Source organism: Aequorivita aurantiaca (assembly GCF_030410135.1).
Lineage (GTDB): Bacteria > Bacteroidota > Bacteroidia > Flavobacteriales > Flavobacteriaceae > Aequorivita > Aequorivita aurantiaca.
Genome location: NZ_JAUGQQ010000006.1, coordinates 110,178 through 127,390 on the forward strand (window position 1 = coordinate 110,178; position 17,213 = coordinate 127,390).

Below are 17,213 nucleotides of genomic sequence, written 5' to 3' on the forward strand. Positions count from 1 at the left end.
ATTTTATATACTTCCCGATGAAAAAAATTACCTTAGGAATTCTTTCGTTCCTTTTATTCTCGATTGTTGCCACTGCGCAAAACGACACTTCCTTTTATGCAACTATGGATGCAACTGATGCCGCTACTTTTAAATCGCGCTTTCCAAACGATATACAAATCTTAGCCACTACAGACAGGCAGGCTGCCGTTCTTCTAACGGAGGAGATAGCCCACGAAATCCACGATAATGTGCGTACCCACGGTCCTGGCTATATTTTCAAAGCTTCCGAAGAAAAGGCGCTGGGCGCCTTGAACATCGTGCCCCGAAGAAATCCCACTATCGATTTTACAATAACCGAAGATGCATTCGTGAACGAATGTTTGGATTTGGTAAACGGACAAAATATTGAGGACAACATTTTGGAGCTTGAGGATTATGGAACCCGCTACCACACTAAATCACAAGCTGCACAGGCCGTGATGGACCAAAAAGCCAAATGGGATGCAATGATTTTGGCTTCTGGAAGGACCGATGTGCACACCCGTATCTACAACCACGTAAACACGCCTATGCCTTCCGTTATTTTAACAATAGATGGCGCAAATAATCCCGACGAATTCGTGATCATTGGCGGCCATATTGATTCAACATCGTTTGGGGACAAAAATGACGCTCCCGGTGCAGATGACAATGCCTCCGGAATTTCCTCACTCAATGAAATGGTGCGGGTACTATTGGCAAAGAATTTTGTGCCAAACAGAAGTATTGAAGTAATGGCTTTTGCTGCAGAGGAAATCGGATTGGTAGGTTCTGCGGAGATTGCTGAAAACTATGCAAACAATAACGTAAACGTAGCCGCCTATGTTCAGTTCGATATGACAGGTTTCAATGGCTCCAATAGCGATATCTATATTACCACGGACTGGTACAACAGTTCACAGTTGAATAATTACCTGACCGATTTGATGGACCATTACAACTCCAATGGAAATCATAACTTTACTTACAATTACACTGAGTGTGGCTATGGTTGTTCAGACCACGCAAGTTGGGCCGCTAATGGGTTTAATGCCGCGTTTCCTTTCGAGGCAGCAATGGGGCAGGACAATCCCAACATCCACAGTGCCGGCGATGTTTATTCCTTTTTCAATACGCCGGAACATGCCGTAAAATTCACCAAGCTGGGGCTGGAATTTTTAATTGAAGCTGCAAAGCCTCAAACTCTTTCCGTGAACGATTTTTCCGAAAATGCAATTAGTGTGTTTGTGAAAAATATGGCCTTGAATTACCGACTGAACAATACAGTTTCTGATATAAAGGAAGTTTCGGTTTATAATATTGCCGGACAAAGAATACTTTCAGAAAAAGCAAAAAATGAAGCGGGAACCATCCAATTGCAGCAGTTTGCACAAGGGTTTTACATTGCGCAATTCACTTTGGAAAATGGCCACAAGCTTACGAAGAAATTTATTTTGAATTAATCTATTTTCTTTAACTCTCTCCCACATGCGCGTGCCTACTTTTAGCACGCGCATATTTTTTTACCCGCATTCCCGTTTTCACTTCCCGCATTCGCATTTTCATGCTTCACATTCCAATTTCGGTTTTAAGTATGTCAACACTGCGTTATAAAACCTCCCGAAGAATCTTCAAATTCCGAAAGGACTTTTTTTCATAAAAGCCCCGCACGTTTCAACAGTGCTTCCGGGTCCGGTTCCTGTCCCCGGAATTTTATATATAGTTCCATTGGGTCCAACGTGCCGCCTTGTGAAAGCACAAATCCTTTAAACCTATCGGCTACTTTTTTGTTGAAAATCCCTTCCTGTTTAAACAAGGCGAAAGCATCCGCATCCAAAACCTCGGCCCACTTGTAGCTGTAATATCCGGCTGAATATCCGCCCTGGAAAATATGCGAAAACGAAGTGCTCATACAATTTTCCTTTACGTCAGGATACAGTTGTGTATCCTCAAAAGCGGCAACTTCAAAAGCTTTTACATTACCCACTTTTGACGGGTCGCCTCCGTGCCAAGCCATATCCAGCATCCCGAAACTTAGCTGGCGCAGGGTTGCCATTCCTTCCAAAAACGTAGCGGAATCCTTTATCTTTTCAATGTATTCCATCGGTATCATCTCGCCCGTTTTGTAGTGGGTGGCGAATAGCTCCAAGGTTTCTTTTTCGTAACACCAATTCTCCAATATCTGGCTGGGCAATTCCACAAAATCCCAGTAAACACTGGTTCCGGAAAGGCTGGGGTAGGTGGTGTTGGCAAGCATGCCGTGCAAAGCGTGCCCGAATTCGTGGAAAAGCGTGGTCACTTCATTAAAGGTTAAAAGTGATGGCTTACTAGCGGTTGGCTTTGTAAAATTGCAAACGATGGAAATATGCGGCCTGTAATTAGTTTCTCCTTTTATTTGCTGCGGTTTATAGGAGGTCATCCAAGCGCCATTTCTCTTTCCGGCACGCGGATGGAAATCGGCGTAAAAGATTGCAACCAATTGGCCATCGTCATCTTTTACTTCATAAGTTTTTACGTCAACGTGGTATTTATCGATGTTTTCTACCTCCTCAAAATGAAGTCCAAATAATCTTTCCGCCACGATAAAAACACCATTGATTACGTTTTTCAATTCAAAATAAGGCTTCAGCTTTTCATCATCGAGGTTGAAAAGTTTCTGTTTCAATTTTTCGGAATAATACGCGCCGTCCCATTTTTCCAATCGGTCAATGCCATCAAATTCCTTTGCGAAAGCTGTCAATTCATCAAATTCCTTTTGTGCGGCTGGCTTTGCCTTTTCAAGCAATTCATTTAAAAATGATTTTACTTTTTCGGGTGTTTCAGCCATTCGTTCCTCAAGCACAAAATGCGCGTGACTGTCATAGCCCAACAAATTGGCACGTTTATGACGAAGCGTAGCAATCTGCAACACGTTTTGCTGATTGTCCAATTCGTCATTGTGAAACCCTTTTGCACCAAAGGCAATTGCCATTTTTTTGCGAAGTTCGCGATTGTCGGCGTAAGTTAAGAACGGAACGTAGCTTGGATAATCCAAAGTAAAAACCCAACCATCCTTACCTTTTTCTTCCGCGGTTTGGGCGGCGGCTTCAATCACACCTTCGGGCAGACCGGAAAGGTCTTTTTCATCGGTAATATGAAGTTCAAACTTGTTGGTTTCCGCCAAAACGTTTTCGCCAAAAGTGAGACTTAGCTTGGAAAGTTCGGCGTCAATTTTTCGTAATTCTGTTTTCTTTTCTTCGGTAAGGTTGGCGCCATTTCTTGAAAATGCCTTGTATTTTTTGTCGAGCAGCATTCGCTGTTCCTCTGAGAGTTGTAAGGTTTCCTTTAGATTGTAAACCGCTTTAATTTTTTCAAACAATTCTTGGTTCAACAAAATGTCATTGCTAAATTCGGTAAGCATCGGAGAGATTTCCTGTGCCAATTTCTGGATTTCATTATTGGTTTCGGCACTATTTAAATTAAAGAAAATACTGGTTGCCCGATCCAATTTATAACCGCAAAATTCCAAGGCTTCAACCGTGTTTTCAAAAGTAGGCACTTCAGAATTTACGTTTATAGCATCTATCTGGGCTTTCGTTTCTTCAATTAACTGCGTAATGGCAGGAAGAAAATGTTCGGTTTTTATTTGCGAAAACGGGGCTGTGTCGTAGGGTTGTAATAGGGGATTGTTATTCATAGTATTTTAAAATTCAATGTCTGGTCGAGCGCAGTCGAAACCTATTTCTCTAAAATAATTCTGGAAATTATGAACCTCTCGGCTGCGCTCGAGAGGTTATTTTTATTCTAATTTTGAAATCTTAGAGCCGTCCGCTGCGAACTTTTTCGGCGCCTTCTTTAACTTTTGTTTTAAGATTTTCTTTGTAGGCAATCATTCTATCCAAAACATTTTTATCAGAAGAACCGATAATTTGTGCAGCCAAAATACCCGCATTTTTCGCGCCATTCAACGCAACCGTTGCAACGGGAACCCCACCGGGCATTTGCAGAATGGATAGTACACTATCCCACCCGTCAATTGAATTGCTGGATTTTATGGGAACACCAATAACAGGCAATGGCGAAAGCGAGGCAATCATCCCAGGCAGGTGCGCTGCGCCGCCAGCTCCGGCAATTATTACGGAAATGCCGCGGGTATGTGCGTTCTTACCGTAATCAAAAAGTTTGTCGGGCGTTCGATGGGCGGAAACGATGTCCACTTCCACCTCAATATTGAATTCCTTTAAAATATCCACAGCTTCCTGCATCACAGGCAGGTCGCTGGTGCTTCCCATTATTATTCCTACTTTGCTCATAAATGCCAATTTTGAATTTGAGATTTGATTATTCAGTGATAACCTCAATAGTTTTCTTAACTTCCTCGGCTATCTTTCGCGCTTTATCGAGATCTTTATTTACTATAGTTACATGACCCATTTTTCTAAAGGGGCGAGTTTCCTTTTTACCGTAGATGTGGGGCGTAACGCCTTCCATCGCCAATATTTTTTCGATGTTTTTATAAACTACTTGTCCGGTGTGACCTTGGGCACCTACCAAGTTTACCATAATTCCGCCCGCTTTGCTGTCCGTATTGCCCAACGGTAAATCTAAGATCGCACGGATTTGCTGTTCAAATTGGTTCGTATAACTCGCCTCAATGCTGTAATGGCCACTGTTGTGCGGGCGGGGGGCTACTTCGTTTACCAATATTTCATCGTCATCGGTTTGGAACATTTCTACCGCCAAAAGGCCTACATGTTTAAAGGCTTCGGAAACTTTCGATGCAATTTCACGTGCTTTATGGGCTACATTTTCATCAATTCTCGCGGGACAGATAACATATTCCACTTGATTGGCCTCGGGATGGAATTCCATTTCAACCACGGGATAAGTTTTCACTTCTCCCAAAGGATTGCGGGCTACAATCACCGCCAATTCGTTTTTAAAGGGAACCAAATCCTCTGCAATACACGCTCCATCCGCCAATGGAATTAAATCCTCAGCAGCACGAATTATGCTCACGCCCTTGCCGTCATACCCTCCGGTACAACTTTTCCAAACGAAGGGAAAGCTTATTTCCTTTTGAAAAATGGCGTGGTTTAAACTATCCTTATTTTCAAAAACATTAAAAGCCGAAGTGGGGATTTGGTGTTTTTTATAAAACTGTTTCTGAATGCCCTTGTCTTGAATATTTCTTAGTGTAGCTGCGCTGGGATATACTTTTATGCCTTCTTCTTCCAGCTTTTCCAACGCCTCAATATTTACGCCTTCAATTTCAAAAGTAAGAATATCTACCTTTTTTCCGAAGCTATAAACAGTCTCAAAATCCATTAAATCCCCCTGCTCAAAATAGTCTGCGGCAATGCGGCAAGGCGCTTCAATGCTTGGGTCCAGAACGTGGGTTTTTATGTCCCATTTACGGGTTTCGTACAGCATCATTTTGCCCAATTGCCCGCCGCCTAAAATTCCGAGGGTGAAGTTGGTGGAGAAGTAGTTCATTTTTATCAGTTATGGGTTATCAGTTATCGGTTATCAGTTGTCGGTTATCGGTTATCAGTTATCGGTTATCAGTTCTCTGTTATCAGTTGCTGGTTATCAGTTATTAATTCTCCGTTGTTTATTTTCTTTTCCGCTGTCGTACGTTAGCTCCCTAATCGCTTTTCGCTAATCCCTTTTCGCTCATCACTCATCACTCATCACTCATCACTCATAACTCATAACTTCCTTCAACTGCAAATATAGTAAAATGATGGTGGTTGAATTCGTGAATGGGGCTTAACGGGTTGAACATTTATGCGCAAAATTAACAATCCGATAATCAACTTGAAATAGAGCTGAAAAATCCATTTGGGTATTTGATGGATGAAAAAAGTCGATGAACGATATTTGTAATAATATTCTTAGCGATTTCCAAATAAATCATAAAATTTTCGATGAAAGGCGATGATTTTTCTGACTGGCGTCCATATTTTGAAAATAAATTTTAATTTTGCCGTGAATTTTATTTCACCCCAAATGAAAAAAATCACCTACTATCTGCCTGAAAAAGGCCTTGTTGGCCTATTTTTTATTTTGCTGTTTTTTCTATCGTCCGCAACGGCTCAGGTGGGAATTGGAACGACCAGTCCCGCTACCGGAAGCGCCTTGCAGATAGACAGCACCACGGGTGCTCTTGTTCCCCCACGAATGACGAATGCCCAAATGAACGCAATCCCGAATCCATTGGAGGGTTCTATAGTTTATAACACGAATTTTTCTGCCTTATTTCTATATTCCTCCGGAACCTGGAATAACATTACGCGTCCCGATCTTCCTTCCATTGTTATGAGCAAGGATTGGGGCGAAAATAATGACAATAATTTAGTCCAGACCCACACCAATATCTATTACAAATTTCCCCTTACCCAAGAGGAGGTTCGTTCCAATGAGCCTAATTTTTTTGAGGTTATTGGCCCGGGCACCATTAAAATTAAAAGGAGTGGAAATTATATGATTACCGCTGGGTTCTCTGTAAATATGTTGCCAACTGGAGGCCACAAATATATTATTGGGGTTTATAACGGAAGTTCGCTAATTGGTTATTTGGTACGCGGAAATGTAGTGATGCAAAATGATGATGAATTCGGAACCAGTGGCGTAATGATGCTACCATTTGCGGCGAATCAGATTATTAGTCTGCAATACGTAATGAACAATGATGGTGTTCCATTGGATGCACGTTTCTTCAAGATTGGAATCGTTAAAATTTAGGTCGGTATGTTTTCTTATTTAAAAATTATCTTAGCCTTTCTCCTCTTTATCACTGTTTTGCCGCTTATTGCCCAACAAGGGGTGGGAATAAACACCACACAACTTGCTGAAGGCAGTGCACTACAAATTGATAGTGAAAGGGGGGCTTTAGTGATGCCGCGCGTAACCAGCGAACAAATGGAAGCTATTACAGATGTCTTGGACGGAGCAATTGTATATAATACTTCCAAAGAAAACTGGTATATACGCATTGATGGCGAATGGATGGCCTACACGTATAATGATACGCCATCCATAATTTTAAATAAGGAAAACGGCACGCTTCAGCAAACATTCACGCCGCTGCACATTCCGCTCAACAATACCCATGTGCTTCAAAATTCTCCGGGCTATTTTGAAATGGTTGAGATTGGGCTAGGGGTTCAAAATGGCACTGTACGCATTTTGCGCGACGGACTCTATTTGGTTACAGCGGGAATGTCCACTACCAATTTGCCCGTCGGTGCTAAAAAATACAAAGTTCTGTTATATGTAAATGGAGCACTAGCGTCCTATCTTACCAGCGGAAACGTAAATCTCAGTGTCAGCGATTGGTGGGGAACCAGCGGCAACTCTCCTGTTTTGCTCGAGGCAAATGATATTGTGGAAATAAAATACATTCTTGACGGCACGGGAACCATAAATGGTAAATTTTTCAATATCGGTATTTCGAAATTATAATTGGACGGGTTTTCCTTCCTTATTTTTCTTTCCTTTTTAGCGGCATTTTTTGCCATTTTGTTCGAGTGTTGTTCGAAGGTTGTTCGAACATTGTTCGAAGAATGGGGCGTTTATTCGAACAACCTTCGAACAAAGTACGAATTTGGTTCGAACAAAGCTTTCAGAAACTAACTCTCATTCCATATTGATATAATGGTGAATTTGTATCATTAAATTTTCTAATATATCTGAAATTGCTATAAGATGTTGTAAACCAAAACCGCTGGTTTATTTCTACATTTGGGAAATTGGAATGACTTTCATCTAAAATTCCCATTTCAATTATCCTTTTGGCGAAATGACAAAAAAGACACTCATTCTATTAGGGTTCATTGCCTTAAAATTCTTTTTGCAATTTTGGTTGTTGGGTGCCGAATATGAATTGCAACGCGATGAATATTTGCACCTCGAGCTGGACGATCATCTGGCGTGGGGCTATCTTTCCGTTCCGCCTTTTACTGCGTGGACTTCTTATTTAATCCAACTTCTGGGCAATTCGATTTTTTGGATTAAGTTTTTTCCCGCCCTATACGGCGCCCTTACAATTTTTGTGGTTTGGAAAGCGATAGCGGAGCTAAAGGGAAATCTCTTCGCCCTAATTTTAGGGGCATCTTGCGTTTTGTTTTCTGCGCTTTTGCGACTCAATATGCTGTATCAGCCCAATTCGTTTGATGTGCTTTGCTGGACAACCCTATATTTTGTTTTGATAAAATATATCAATTCGGAAAATTCAAAATGGCTGTTCATTGGCGCGGTGGTTTTCGCCTTGGGCTTTTTGAACAAATACAACATCGCTTTTCTTTTGATGGGATTGGTGCCCGCATTATTGCTTTCAAAGCATCGGAATCTTTTTCTAAAACCTCATTTGTATTGGGCCATAATACTAGGTTTTGTTCTTATCGCACCCAATATATTGTGGCAATACCAAAACAACTTTCCCGTAATCCATCATATGGAGGAATTGGCACAAACCCAATTGGTAAACGTAAACAGAGGGGATTTTCTGAAGGCACAATTGCTCTTTTTTCTGGGGGGCTTTTTTGTAATCTTCGCGGGATTATACGCCTTGCTTTTTTATAAACCATATAGGTCATATCGGTTTTTCTTTTATGCCCTCGGTTTTACAATAATCACCTTTCTCTATTTTCGGGCAAAGGATTATTATGCCATTGGGCTATACCCCATTTACATCGCCTTTGGTGCCGTATTTCTGGAAAATATTTTAGCCGAGGGTTGGAAAAAATATTTGCGGCCCGTGGCAATTGCCATTCCAATCCTGCTTTTTATTCCTATTTATAATGTTGCCTTTCCCAATAAAAGTCCGGAATATATAGTGCAGCATCCTGAAAAATATAGAAAACTGGGAATGCTGCGTTGGGAAGATGGGAAGGAACATTTGCTGCCCCAGGATTTTGCCGATATGTTGGGGTGGAAGGAATTGGCGCAGAAAGTGGACAGCGTTTATGCAAGCCTGCCGAACAAGACCCAAACCATTATAATATGTGATAATTATGGGCAGGCAGGAGCCATAAATTTCTACACCACCCAAAATACAAAGGCCGTTTCCTTTAATGCCGATTATGTCAATTGGATTGATTTGTCGAAAAAATATGAAAATCTAATCCGTGTAAAGGAAAAGGATGAAGACGATTCCGAACTTGAAAAAACGGCTCCCTATTTCCAAAAAGCAATGCGTGCGGCATCGGTCACGAATGAGTATGCCCGTGAATTTGGAACATCCATCGATGTTTTTATTGATGCGAAATTTGACATACGGGAACGTATTCAGAAGGAAATTGCCGCCGCCAAGAATTACAGGTGAGTTATAATTTTTTAGTTTTTAGTTGAGGTATGTTTAAGTCTATATTTTTCATATTGAAAAATATGATTATTAGTATTTAATATCCAATCAGCCTAAGATTGAAACCGTTAACTTTTGAATTTTTTATTTGTTTTAATATTTTTACGGTCCCGCAAATAAAAATATAATGGCAAAAACAGCAAACAAGACTTTATCTTCCGAACAGCGTGATTCGCTGTTGCAAGTATTACAAACCCGTTTTGAAAAAAACACTTCCCGCCACAAGGGCATTAAATGGGAAGATGTGGAAACAAAATTGAAAGCCAATCCCGATAAGCTTATATCGTTGGATGCCATGGAAGAAACCGGCGGCGAGCCTGATGTGGTTGGGCAGGACAAAAAAACGGGGGAATATCTTTTTTACGACTGCGCCGAAGAAAGTCCGAAAGGCAGAAGAAGCATTTGCTACGACCGCGCAGGTTGGGAATCCAGAAAGGAACACCGCCCTGACAATACCGCAATTGATATGGCGGAAGAAATGGGCATCGACCTTTTAACCGAAGAGGAATACCGAGAACTTCAAACACTCGGAAACTTCGACTCCAAAACCTCCAGCTGGCTAAAAACACCCGAGAGCATTCGCAAACTGGGCGGCGCTATTTTTGGAGACTACCGCTTCGGAAATGTTTTTGTGTATCACAACGGAGCGCAATCATATTACGCGGCAAGGGGGTTTCGGGGGGGTTTGAAAGTTTAATTGTTTAATTGTTGAACTGTTTAATTGTTGGAGTTTTGCTAATTGCCTACGGCCTACAGCCTACAGCCCAACCAATTCTCTTCCACTTATTTCAAGAACAATACATCTGCCTATATTGCGATGGAGACATTCCGGTTTTGTTCTTAAAAATTCGGTTAAAACTGGCCTTCGACTGAAATCCCGAATCCTGCGCTAAACCTAGCAACGAGTATTTTTTACTCTCATCCTCTTTTAATTTTTGCTGAACCTCATTCACCCGGTAATCATTTATGAGATTGTAAAAATTAATATGGAGGCTCTTGTTTAAAAACTCGGAGAGTTTTCTACTGCTAATGTCCATGGCTTCGGCTAAATCTGTCAGACTAAGATTTTCGTTCAAATATAGTTTTTCAACCTCCAACAATTCATTTAGCCGCATTTTTAATTCTGCCGATTCGGTTTCCGTAATTCCTGAAGGATTGAGTTTGGTAACAACATTTTTATCATCGGTAATTTTTTGAAGTGGTTCGTGAACAACAAAACCAGGCAGCATTAAATTTGTTTGAAATATTCCCTTATAACCCAAATAACAATAAAGCACTATAAATAAAAAGGCGATTATGGTACCAATATTCCACGGAATCATTGCGTAGTTAAGTTCATAAACGGAAAAAAGACTGTCCAATACTACAATAATAAATAAACCTACCAGTAAATTATGAAACCACGACAATCCGGTACGGCTTAAGGAGGAATAATTATCGAGTGAAGCGATACGGATGCGCTGTGTAAGTTTATAGGTAATAATAATATAAACTAGGAAATAAATGTTTTCCACCAAGTTGAGATAGTCTGCAATGGCTGCATAATTTTTCCCATAATCTGTTAGGGCAGGAGTGGCAATACTTATGGCAATCGGTAGGGATACGAAAAGCCAATTACAGAAAAATGGAATTAAGTGAAGCCATAATGCAGGTAGAATTTTACTTTTTGGAAGTATTAAAGCTTTCAAATAAAAATAAGTTACTGGGCCCAATAAATAGCCAGTACCATTTCCGAAGAAAAATGCCAATGCCCCCAAGTCGCCCAATCGATGGAGAAAAGCGTAATAATATAAAAGGAAGAAAAAGCTATTCGCAAAAAAAACAAAGAGAAGATTCTTTGAAAAATGGGTTCGTGCCTTAAACAAAAAAACCATTAACAGAAATAACAATGCCATTCCCGCAATTAAAATAAAATCTACGAACATTGCCCATTTTTCCACGGATGAAAAATAAGACAATGTTTGTAGATTTCCAATAGAATCGGGAGACGAGGAATTAATTTTTGATCAATTTTATTGTTTGGTGTCCAGCGATGTTCAAATAGTAAATTCCGGAACTAAGCGTTTCCATATTGACTTGCGCGGCATTGTCAAAAGATCCGGAAAGCACGATTCTTCCAAGTGCATCATAAACTAAATATGATTTTCCCAACATATTTTGAGTATTCCCAACATATACCACAGATCCAACGGGATTGGGAAAGACAGTAATTTTTTCATAATCGTTTGACGGCACTCCCAGCGTAGTGGCGGCCATTTTAATGATGTAGTTGTCCCTAAAATCAAGGGCGGTTGCTTCCAAAGTCTCACCTTCCAATGGATTAATATCAACGGTGGTTTCAAAATGTCCTGAAAGATAAACAAAGCCCTGCCCATCAATGCCTATTGTGTGGGCATCCAAGAAGTTGGCGCCTCCAAAGGTGAAAGCATTAATGAAATTTCCATCCGTATCCAAGGCCCATATATAGGCGTCAGTGGCATTAGCCGTTTGTTTGTTTAAATTGAAGGTAGCACTTGAATCTGGGTCGAAATCGGCGGTAGCGGCAAAGTACCCGGTGGTAAATACGTGTCCCGCTGCATCAACGGTCACGTCATATCCAAAAACCGCCTCATTACTTTCAATGGATTTCGCCCATTCCAGTATTCCCATAGGGTTTATTTTCATTGCAAACGCATTGTAGGCAAGCTCCGAGGTTAATATGTAATCTGTATTGGCCGCATCAAAGCTAAAATTTACGGTCCCTCCAAAATGCCCGGTTAAATAAATATTATCATTTGCGTCCACGGCGATTGCTCTTACTTCAGCAAGTCCATCGTGGGTGGCGCCCGCAGATACAAGTTCCCCAGTATTGTTTATGTGTAATAAATAGCTTGAAAAACCTTCCGTGCTGCTCGTTAAATTAAATTCCTCGGAATTTCGAGGGTCAAAATCGGAAGTTCCTTCAAAATAGCCTGTTATGTAAAGATGGCCTGCACTGTTTACTTTCATATCCAAGGCCAAATCCAAATCGGGTCCGCCATAACGTTGCGCCGAGATAAACGTACCATCTTGGTCCAGATTCAACAAAAAAGTATCGCTTGCACCTTCGCTTGTTAAAATAAATTCATCCGGTCCAGGATTGAAATCGGCCGGTTCATAGAAATATCCAATTACTGTTACAATGCCTGTTGGGCTCACTGCAATTGCGGTTGACTCTTCATAATCCGTTCCGCCCACACTTTTTGCCCATAAAAATTCGCCATCGGCATTGAGCTTCAAGATAAAGATATCACCGCCGCCAAGACTTGTGAGTATTGTTTCCCCAACACCTGGGTCAAAATCCGCGGTGCCATCATAATAACCAGTAACGTAAACATTTCCATCAGCATCTGTAGTGATTCCCACGCCATATTCAAAGGATTCGCTGCCAATGTTGATTGCCCATTCATAATTGCCAGCGCTGTTGGTTTTTAAAACAAATAGATCATAAAGGCCATTGGAGATAAGATTGGCTTCCGCAGCGGAAATATCAAAATCGGCAACATCGGTAAAGTAACCGGTGGTATATGTATTTCCGGAGGCATCGGTATGCATATCGCGCACTACATCTTCCCCAAACCCGCCAAAAGTGCCACCCCATTGAAAGGATTGCGCTGTAAGACAAAAGGAAAATAGAAATAGAAATAAGGAAAAGTAACTAGTAAAATTTTTCATTGGTATTTATTTTTAGAATTTAGAAAGGATTTAAGTCAAAACAAAGCTGTCTCAGTCGCAAAAATAAGTAGTAAATAAGATAAAAAAGACTTACTGGAAGCAGTAAGACCTATGAAAACTGAAAAGTTTTAGCTTGAAATTTAAAGGTTTAGGGGCTTATAAGATTAGAAATATATAGCTTACGGCTTACGGCTTACAACTTACAGCTAACAGCTTACAGCTTATAGCTTACAGCTTACAGCTAACAGCTTACAGCTTACAGCCTAAATCCTAAAAACCCAAGTAACAATAACCCCTTTCCCATCATTCAAGACCACTGCAGATAATTGCTTTTCTTCCTCAACCTTAAAATTAAATGGTGGCTCAAAAATATTCACCCCACTTTGTTTTTTCATTCTATTTCCCTGTCCGGAAATAATATCTTTATTGGGAATAAAACTTCCTTCGGGGATGTGTTCCGTTATGATTATATATTTATAATTGCTCAACTTTTTTAAGATGCTTTGTATTTCTGCATTTGATAGATGTTGGAGCACCTGCCGAAGTATGGCGCAATCCGCGGATGGCAAATCGTCCATTGCGATGTCCAAACACTGGAATTCTAAATTGGGTGCTTTAAATTTTTCTTTGTTATGGGCTATCAGGCTTGGCACTATATCTACTGCAACATATTCTGCAGCAGAAGTTACCAATGCGTTGCCAACATTAAAATCGCCACAGCCTAAATCGCATACCGTAATCTTATTTTTAAACGAAGTTAAAAATGCTGTTACTTCGGTTAGGTATGGATTTACTATTGCTGCACGGTGCGATCCCTCCCCTGAATAGAAATCAGTTTGGTTGCCGCCCCAAAGTTTCTTTTCATAAACCTGCTCCATGGCAGCCTTGGTGGGCCAGGGGGTTTTTGCGTTTTTGGGTTTGTTTTGGTTTTTGGGCACGGTGATGGGTATGGTTTTTCAAAGGTATTAAAAGCACATAGGTTGTGAATAGATGAATCTATGAAAGGTTCACTTATCTTTCTAACCGGTTACAGTTTGATTTGTTACGTTGTTCTTCGGGAGTTTTTTGGGTGTTGTTCGAGTGTTGTTCGGGAAATGCGTGTTTTTTGCTAAGAATGCCCTAAGGATTGTGGGAGGACTGTGAGGGAATCCATAAAAAACTGAAACTCGGAACATTCAGAGGATTACGAAAATTAAACCCAAACTCGGGACAACCCTGCCTTAGACCTTAAGGAGACCTTAAGGAGCACCTTGGTGGACCCTAATAAGGATATTTGAGGAAATGTTATTCTTGAATAGAAATCAGTTTGGTTGCCAGCCATGGCTTATTTCTATGAACCTGCTCCATATTGGTTTTAGATCGACTAAAATTTCTTTTTCATATAAAATCAGTATCTTAGACAGTAGAAAACCAGAATGTTATCTTCAACATCTCATAGACCGGAAACAAAATAGTAAAGCCAAGAATGAAACCAGCTTTTAAAATAATAACAATAATTCCAATACTTATATTGCTTAGTTATTTTACGTTGAATTGGAGTAATCCAAACGTTCGTGGTTTAAGCTTCAAAAGGGCTGGAACCGATTTCACTAAATCATTTAACCCAGAACGAATTAAAATGAATCTTCCCATAATTCCAGAGAACTGGACTAACTTATGTCCTTTGCAATGTAAAATTCAAACATGGGAAAACCCTATTTTAACTTTACCTTCCCATTCCGAAAAAATTGTCATCGCAACTTATGAAACTGCGGAACTTGAAAGTGAAACTGATAAATACATTTTAAAGAAAATTGGAGAAAACTATTATCAGGTAGTAATTGAATTTTCAAAAATTAAAAATAAATGGTACTGTACTTTGAGAGAAACTTCGCCAAAACCAAATGAAGCGAATCGCACATATTTAACAAAAACTGATGATGGAAAGATTATTGAGGAAATGACTCTTGAACAGGCAACAGATACGCTAAGAAAATACGGAATTGAAAGATTGAATTACTGATGCTCCTTTCTATTTAATACTTTTATTTTCAGCACCTATCATTTGCTCCACAGCGACTTTCCAAAAAATAACAAATTCACCTACTCACCTATTCACAAAAGCTCAGCCTAAAGCCTACGACCTACAGCTTACAGCCTACAGCCTAAAGCCTACAGCCCTATTGCCCATTAAAAATTAAAAGTTATATTTGGTATTCTCCCCTAATTAATAACATTAAAGGTTTCTTTAATGGGTATAAAATATTTATAAAATCCCTAAACATGAAATTAGAAAAGATTCTTGCTAATTTAAATTCTTTCGAAAAAAACTCATTCCTTAAAATCATCGATGGAATTCTAGCAAATGATCCACAAAATATTAAAGAAATTGAAAAGATTTTAAGCGACTCCAGCAAGGATTTAAAGAATATGGATAACATCAATGTTGTCAGGGTCTTTAATTTGGTTCAAGATGAATTTTCGCAATGCATTGTAGAAGAATTTGTAAACACTACATCACAATTGGATATTTTATCTGATATAATTACAAAGGATGGTAACTCTATAATGAAACAAGATTGGTTTGCACGCCTTTATGAAAAGGAGTTAAGCAAACTAGATAAAAAACTCAAAGATTTTAAAAAGACAATTGAAAGTGGAAAAGGAGATGTTTCCGAACAAAGATTTCGTGATTATAAAATCTATCGATCTTGTTTGTCCACAGCTTATAACAACGATAAGGATAATAATCAAGAACGTAAAATAACAACTGATGAATTATCAATAATATTAACTCTTTCCCAACAGCTGGAACTGTCACAAGAGGAGATTAAGCTTATCAATTATTTGATTATTCCTATTCAAAAACAAGACATAGATATGGTAATAAATGACCTGAAAATAATGGGTGTTATTTTTTACTCTAAAAAGACCAGCACTATTTATGTTGCGGATGAAGTAATTCGAATATTAAGAAAGATAAGAGGCAAGGAGGTTGCTGATAAATTCTTTAGACGCGTACTTCGTTTATTACGCGAACCTCAAATTAATGCTATTTGTAGAAAGCATCAAATTGACTGGCGTTTACCGGTAGATGAAAAAATTAAAGCCATTATTCGTGACGGCATTAAATTTTCAAATGTCCTTACGGAAGATGTGCATAAAGATGGAACGAATGTCACCGATAAGAAAAAATTTATTAATGAATTATGTGATAAAGGATTAAATATAACGCCCGCCATAAAGGGAACCTTGATAGATGAAAAAGTAAATAACCTTATAAAATACTTTGATGAAATAGAAAGAGATGAAAAAGTAGGTATTTCCATCGATGGCTATGAAAAACTTTTAATTGAATTAGGGGAAGTGCTAAAAACACTAAATGAAAGGCTGCGTATTGAATTTGAATTGCAGGATGAGAAGGTTCTAAAAAGCAATTACCTTTTGGATTACAATATAAAACCCAGAGATGTTTTGGAAATAGTTACGGGAAAAGAGCTTGAGGAATTTTGCAAAATAAAAGGCATCAAAACACGAGGCGATATTATTCAAAATATTCTCGAAAATTATAAAGATGCCGAGAATTTATATTTGGAAAACTATGAAAATATCGGTTTCAGAAATTTTAATCTTTTAAAAGAAAATGGAATAACAATTAAGGAAGCTAATTTAGGAGTTAAGTTTGAAGAACTTACCAAAACAATATTTGAACAATTGGGCTTTAATGTTGATGAACCTTTGCGAAAGAAATTAAATACCACAAAGGATAAGGCTGATATAATCCTAAATATTGGAAACAATGAATTGATTATTGTTGAATGCAAAACCTTAAAGGAAAGCGGTTATAATAAATTCAGTTCCGTTTCACGACAGCTGAAGGCTTACAGTAAATGTGTGGAGAATACAGATTATAAAGTGATAAAATCCTTACTCATTTCTCCAGATTTTTCTGATGAATTTATAAAAGATTGCGGATTGGAGTACGAATTGAATCTCTCTTTGATTACTGCATCTTCATTGGTTAAAATATTAGAAGGATTTAAGAATTCTAAACACAAACAATTCCCACATAACTTGTTGATGCGCGATGTTTTGATACAAGAGGATAGGGTTTTGAAAGCTATTGGAAAATAAAAACTGGGGATAGAAAGTATGGGAATCTAGTTCCTTGCTTTTTGGGTTTTGAATTTTATTA

13 protein-coding genes are annotated in these 17,213 nt (G+C 39.2%); 7 read left to right on the forward strand and 6 right to left on the reverse strand.

The window, feature by feature from the left end; genetic code table 11:
- Positions 1-17 precede the first annotated feature (17 nt).
- Positions 18-1,463, forward strand: a complete 1,446-nt coding sequence (locus QRD02_RS10375; protein ID WP_290254877.1) for a M20/M25/M40 family metallo-hydrolase — start codon at positions 18-20, stop codon at positions 1,461-1,463.
- Between the two features lie 191 nt (positions 1,464-1,654).
- Here QRD02_RS10375 and QRD02_RS10380 read toward each other — a convergent pair whose 3' ends face one another.
- The 3 genes from QRD02_RS10380 to QRD02_RS10390 form a co-directional block, all read right to left on the reverse strand.
- A complete protein-coding gene (locus QRD02_RS10380; RefSeq protein ID WP_290254878.1) occupies positions 1,655-3,676 on the reverse strand; it encodes a M3 family metallopeptidase in 2,022 nt (673 codons plus the stop codon).
- A 121-nt stretch (positions 3,677-3,797) separates the two neighbouring features.
- Complete coding sequence (gene purE / locus QRD02_RS10385; protein WP_290254879.1) at positions 3,798-4,292, reverse strand: 5-(carboxyamino)imidazole ribonucleotide mutase; 495 nt, start codon at positions 4,290-4,292, stop codon at positions 3,798-3,800.
- Between the two features lie 28 nt (positions 4,293-4,320).
- Positions 4,321-5,475 carry a 5-(carboxyamino)imidazole ribonucleotide synthase gene (locus QRD02_RS10390; RefSeq protein ID WP_290254880.1) on the reverse strand — a complete coding sequence of 385 codons (1,155 nt, stop codon included), beginning with the start codon at positions 5,473-5,475 and terminating at the stop codon, positions 4,321-4,323.
- A 516-nt stretch (positions 5,476-5,991) separates the two neighbouring features.
- Between QRD02_RS10390 and QRD02_RS10395 the strand changes: the two genes are divergently transcribed.
- From QRD02_RS10395 to QRD02_RS10410, 4 genes are all read left to right on the forward strand, one after another.
- Positions 5,992-6,726 (forward strand): phage tail-like protein, encoded by a 735-nt coding sequence (locus QRD02_RS10395; RefSeq protein ID WP_290254881.1) that lies wholly within the window; start codon positions 5,992-5,994, stop codon positions 6,724-6,726.
- Between the two features lie 6 nt (positions 6,727-6,732).
- The gene (locus tag QRD02_RS10400; protein WP_290254882.1) at positions 6,733-7,446 is read left to right on the forward strand and encodes a phage tail-like protein; all 714 of its coding nucleotides are present in this window, start codon (positions 6,733-6,735) and stop codon (positions 7,444-7,446) included.
- Between the two features lie 337 nt (positions 7,447-7,783).
- Complete coding sequence (locus QRD02_RS10405; protein ID WP_290254883.1) at positions 7,784-9,307, forward strand: ArnT family glycosyltransferase; 1,524 nt, start codon at positions 7,784-7,786, stop codon at positions 9,305-9,307.
- Between the two features lie 166 nt (positions 9,308-9,473).
- Positions 9,474-10,043 carry a DUF4256 domain-containing protein gene (locus QRD02_RS10410; RefSeq protein WP_290254884.1) on the forward strand — a complete coding sequence of 190 codons (570 nt, stop codon included), beginning with the start codon at positions 9,474-9,476 and terminating at the stop codon, positions 10,041-10,043.
- A gap of 91 nt (positions 10,044-10,134) precedes the next feature.
- Here the strand turns inward: QRD02_RS10410 and QRD02_RS10415 are convergent, their stop codons facing one another.
- The 3 genes from QRD02_RS10415 to QRD02_RS10425 all read right to left on the reverse strand — a co-directional run bounded on the left by QRD02_RS10415 (position 10,135) and on the right by QRD02_RS10425 (position 13,977).
- Positions 10,135-11,304, reverse strand: coding sequence for a helix-turn-helix domain-containing protein (locus QRD02_RS10415; RefSeq protein ID WP_290254885.1), 1,170 nt, complete (start codon positions 11,302-11,304; stop codon positions 10,135-10,137).
- 37 nt (positions 11,305-11,341) lie between these two features.
- On the reverse strand, positions 11,342-13,039 hold the full coding sequence (locus QRD02_RS10420; RefSeq protein WP_290254886.1) for a T9SS type A sorting domain-containing protein: 1,698 nt from the start codon (positions 13,037-13,039) through the stop codon (positions 11,342-11,344).
- A 263-nt stretch (positions 13,040-13,302) separates the two neighbouring features.
- A complete protein-coding gene (locus QRD02_RS10425) occupies positions 13,303-13,977 on the reverse strand; it encodes a class I SAM-dependent methyltransferase (protein ID WP_290254887.1) in 675 nt (224 codons plus the stop codon).
- A gap of 527 nt (positions 13,978-14,504) precedes the next feature.
- Here QRD02_RS10425 and QRD02_RS10430 point away from each other — a divergent pair.
- Together QRD02_RS10430 and QRD02_RS10435 are read left to right on the forward strand one after the other, a co-directional pair.
- Entirely contained in the window at positions 14,505-15,041 is a 537-nt protein-coding gene (locus QRD02_RS10430; protein WP_290254888.1) for a hypothetical protein, read from the forward strand.
- 260 nt (positions 15,042-15,301) lie between these two features.
- On the forward strand, positions 15,302-17,152 hold the full coding sequence (locus QRD02_RS10435) for a hypothetical protein (RefSeq protein WP_290254889.1): 1,851 nt from the start codon (positions 15,302-15,304) through the stop codon (positions 17,150-17,152).
- The last annotated feature ends 61 nt before the right edge of the window (positions 17,153-17,213 follow it).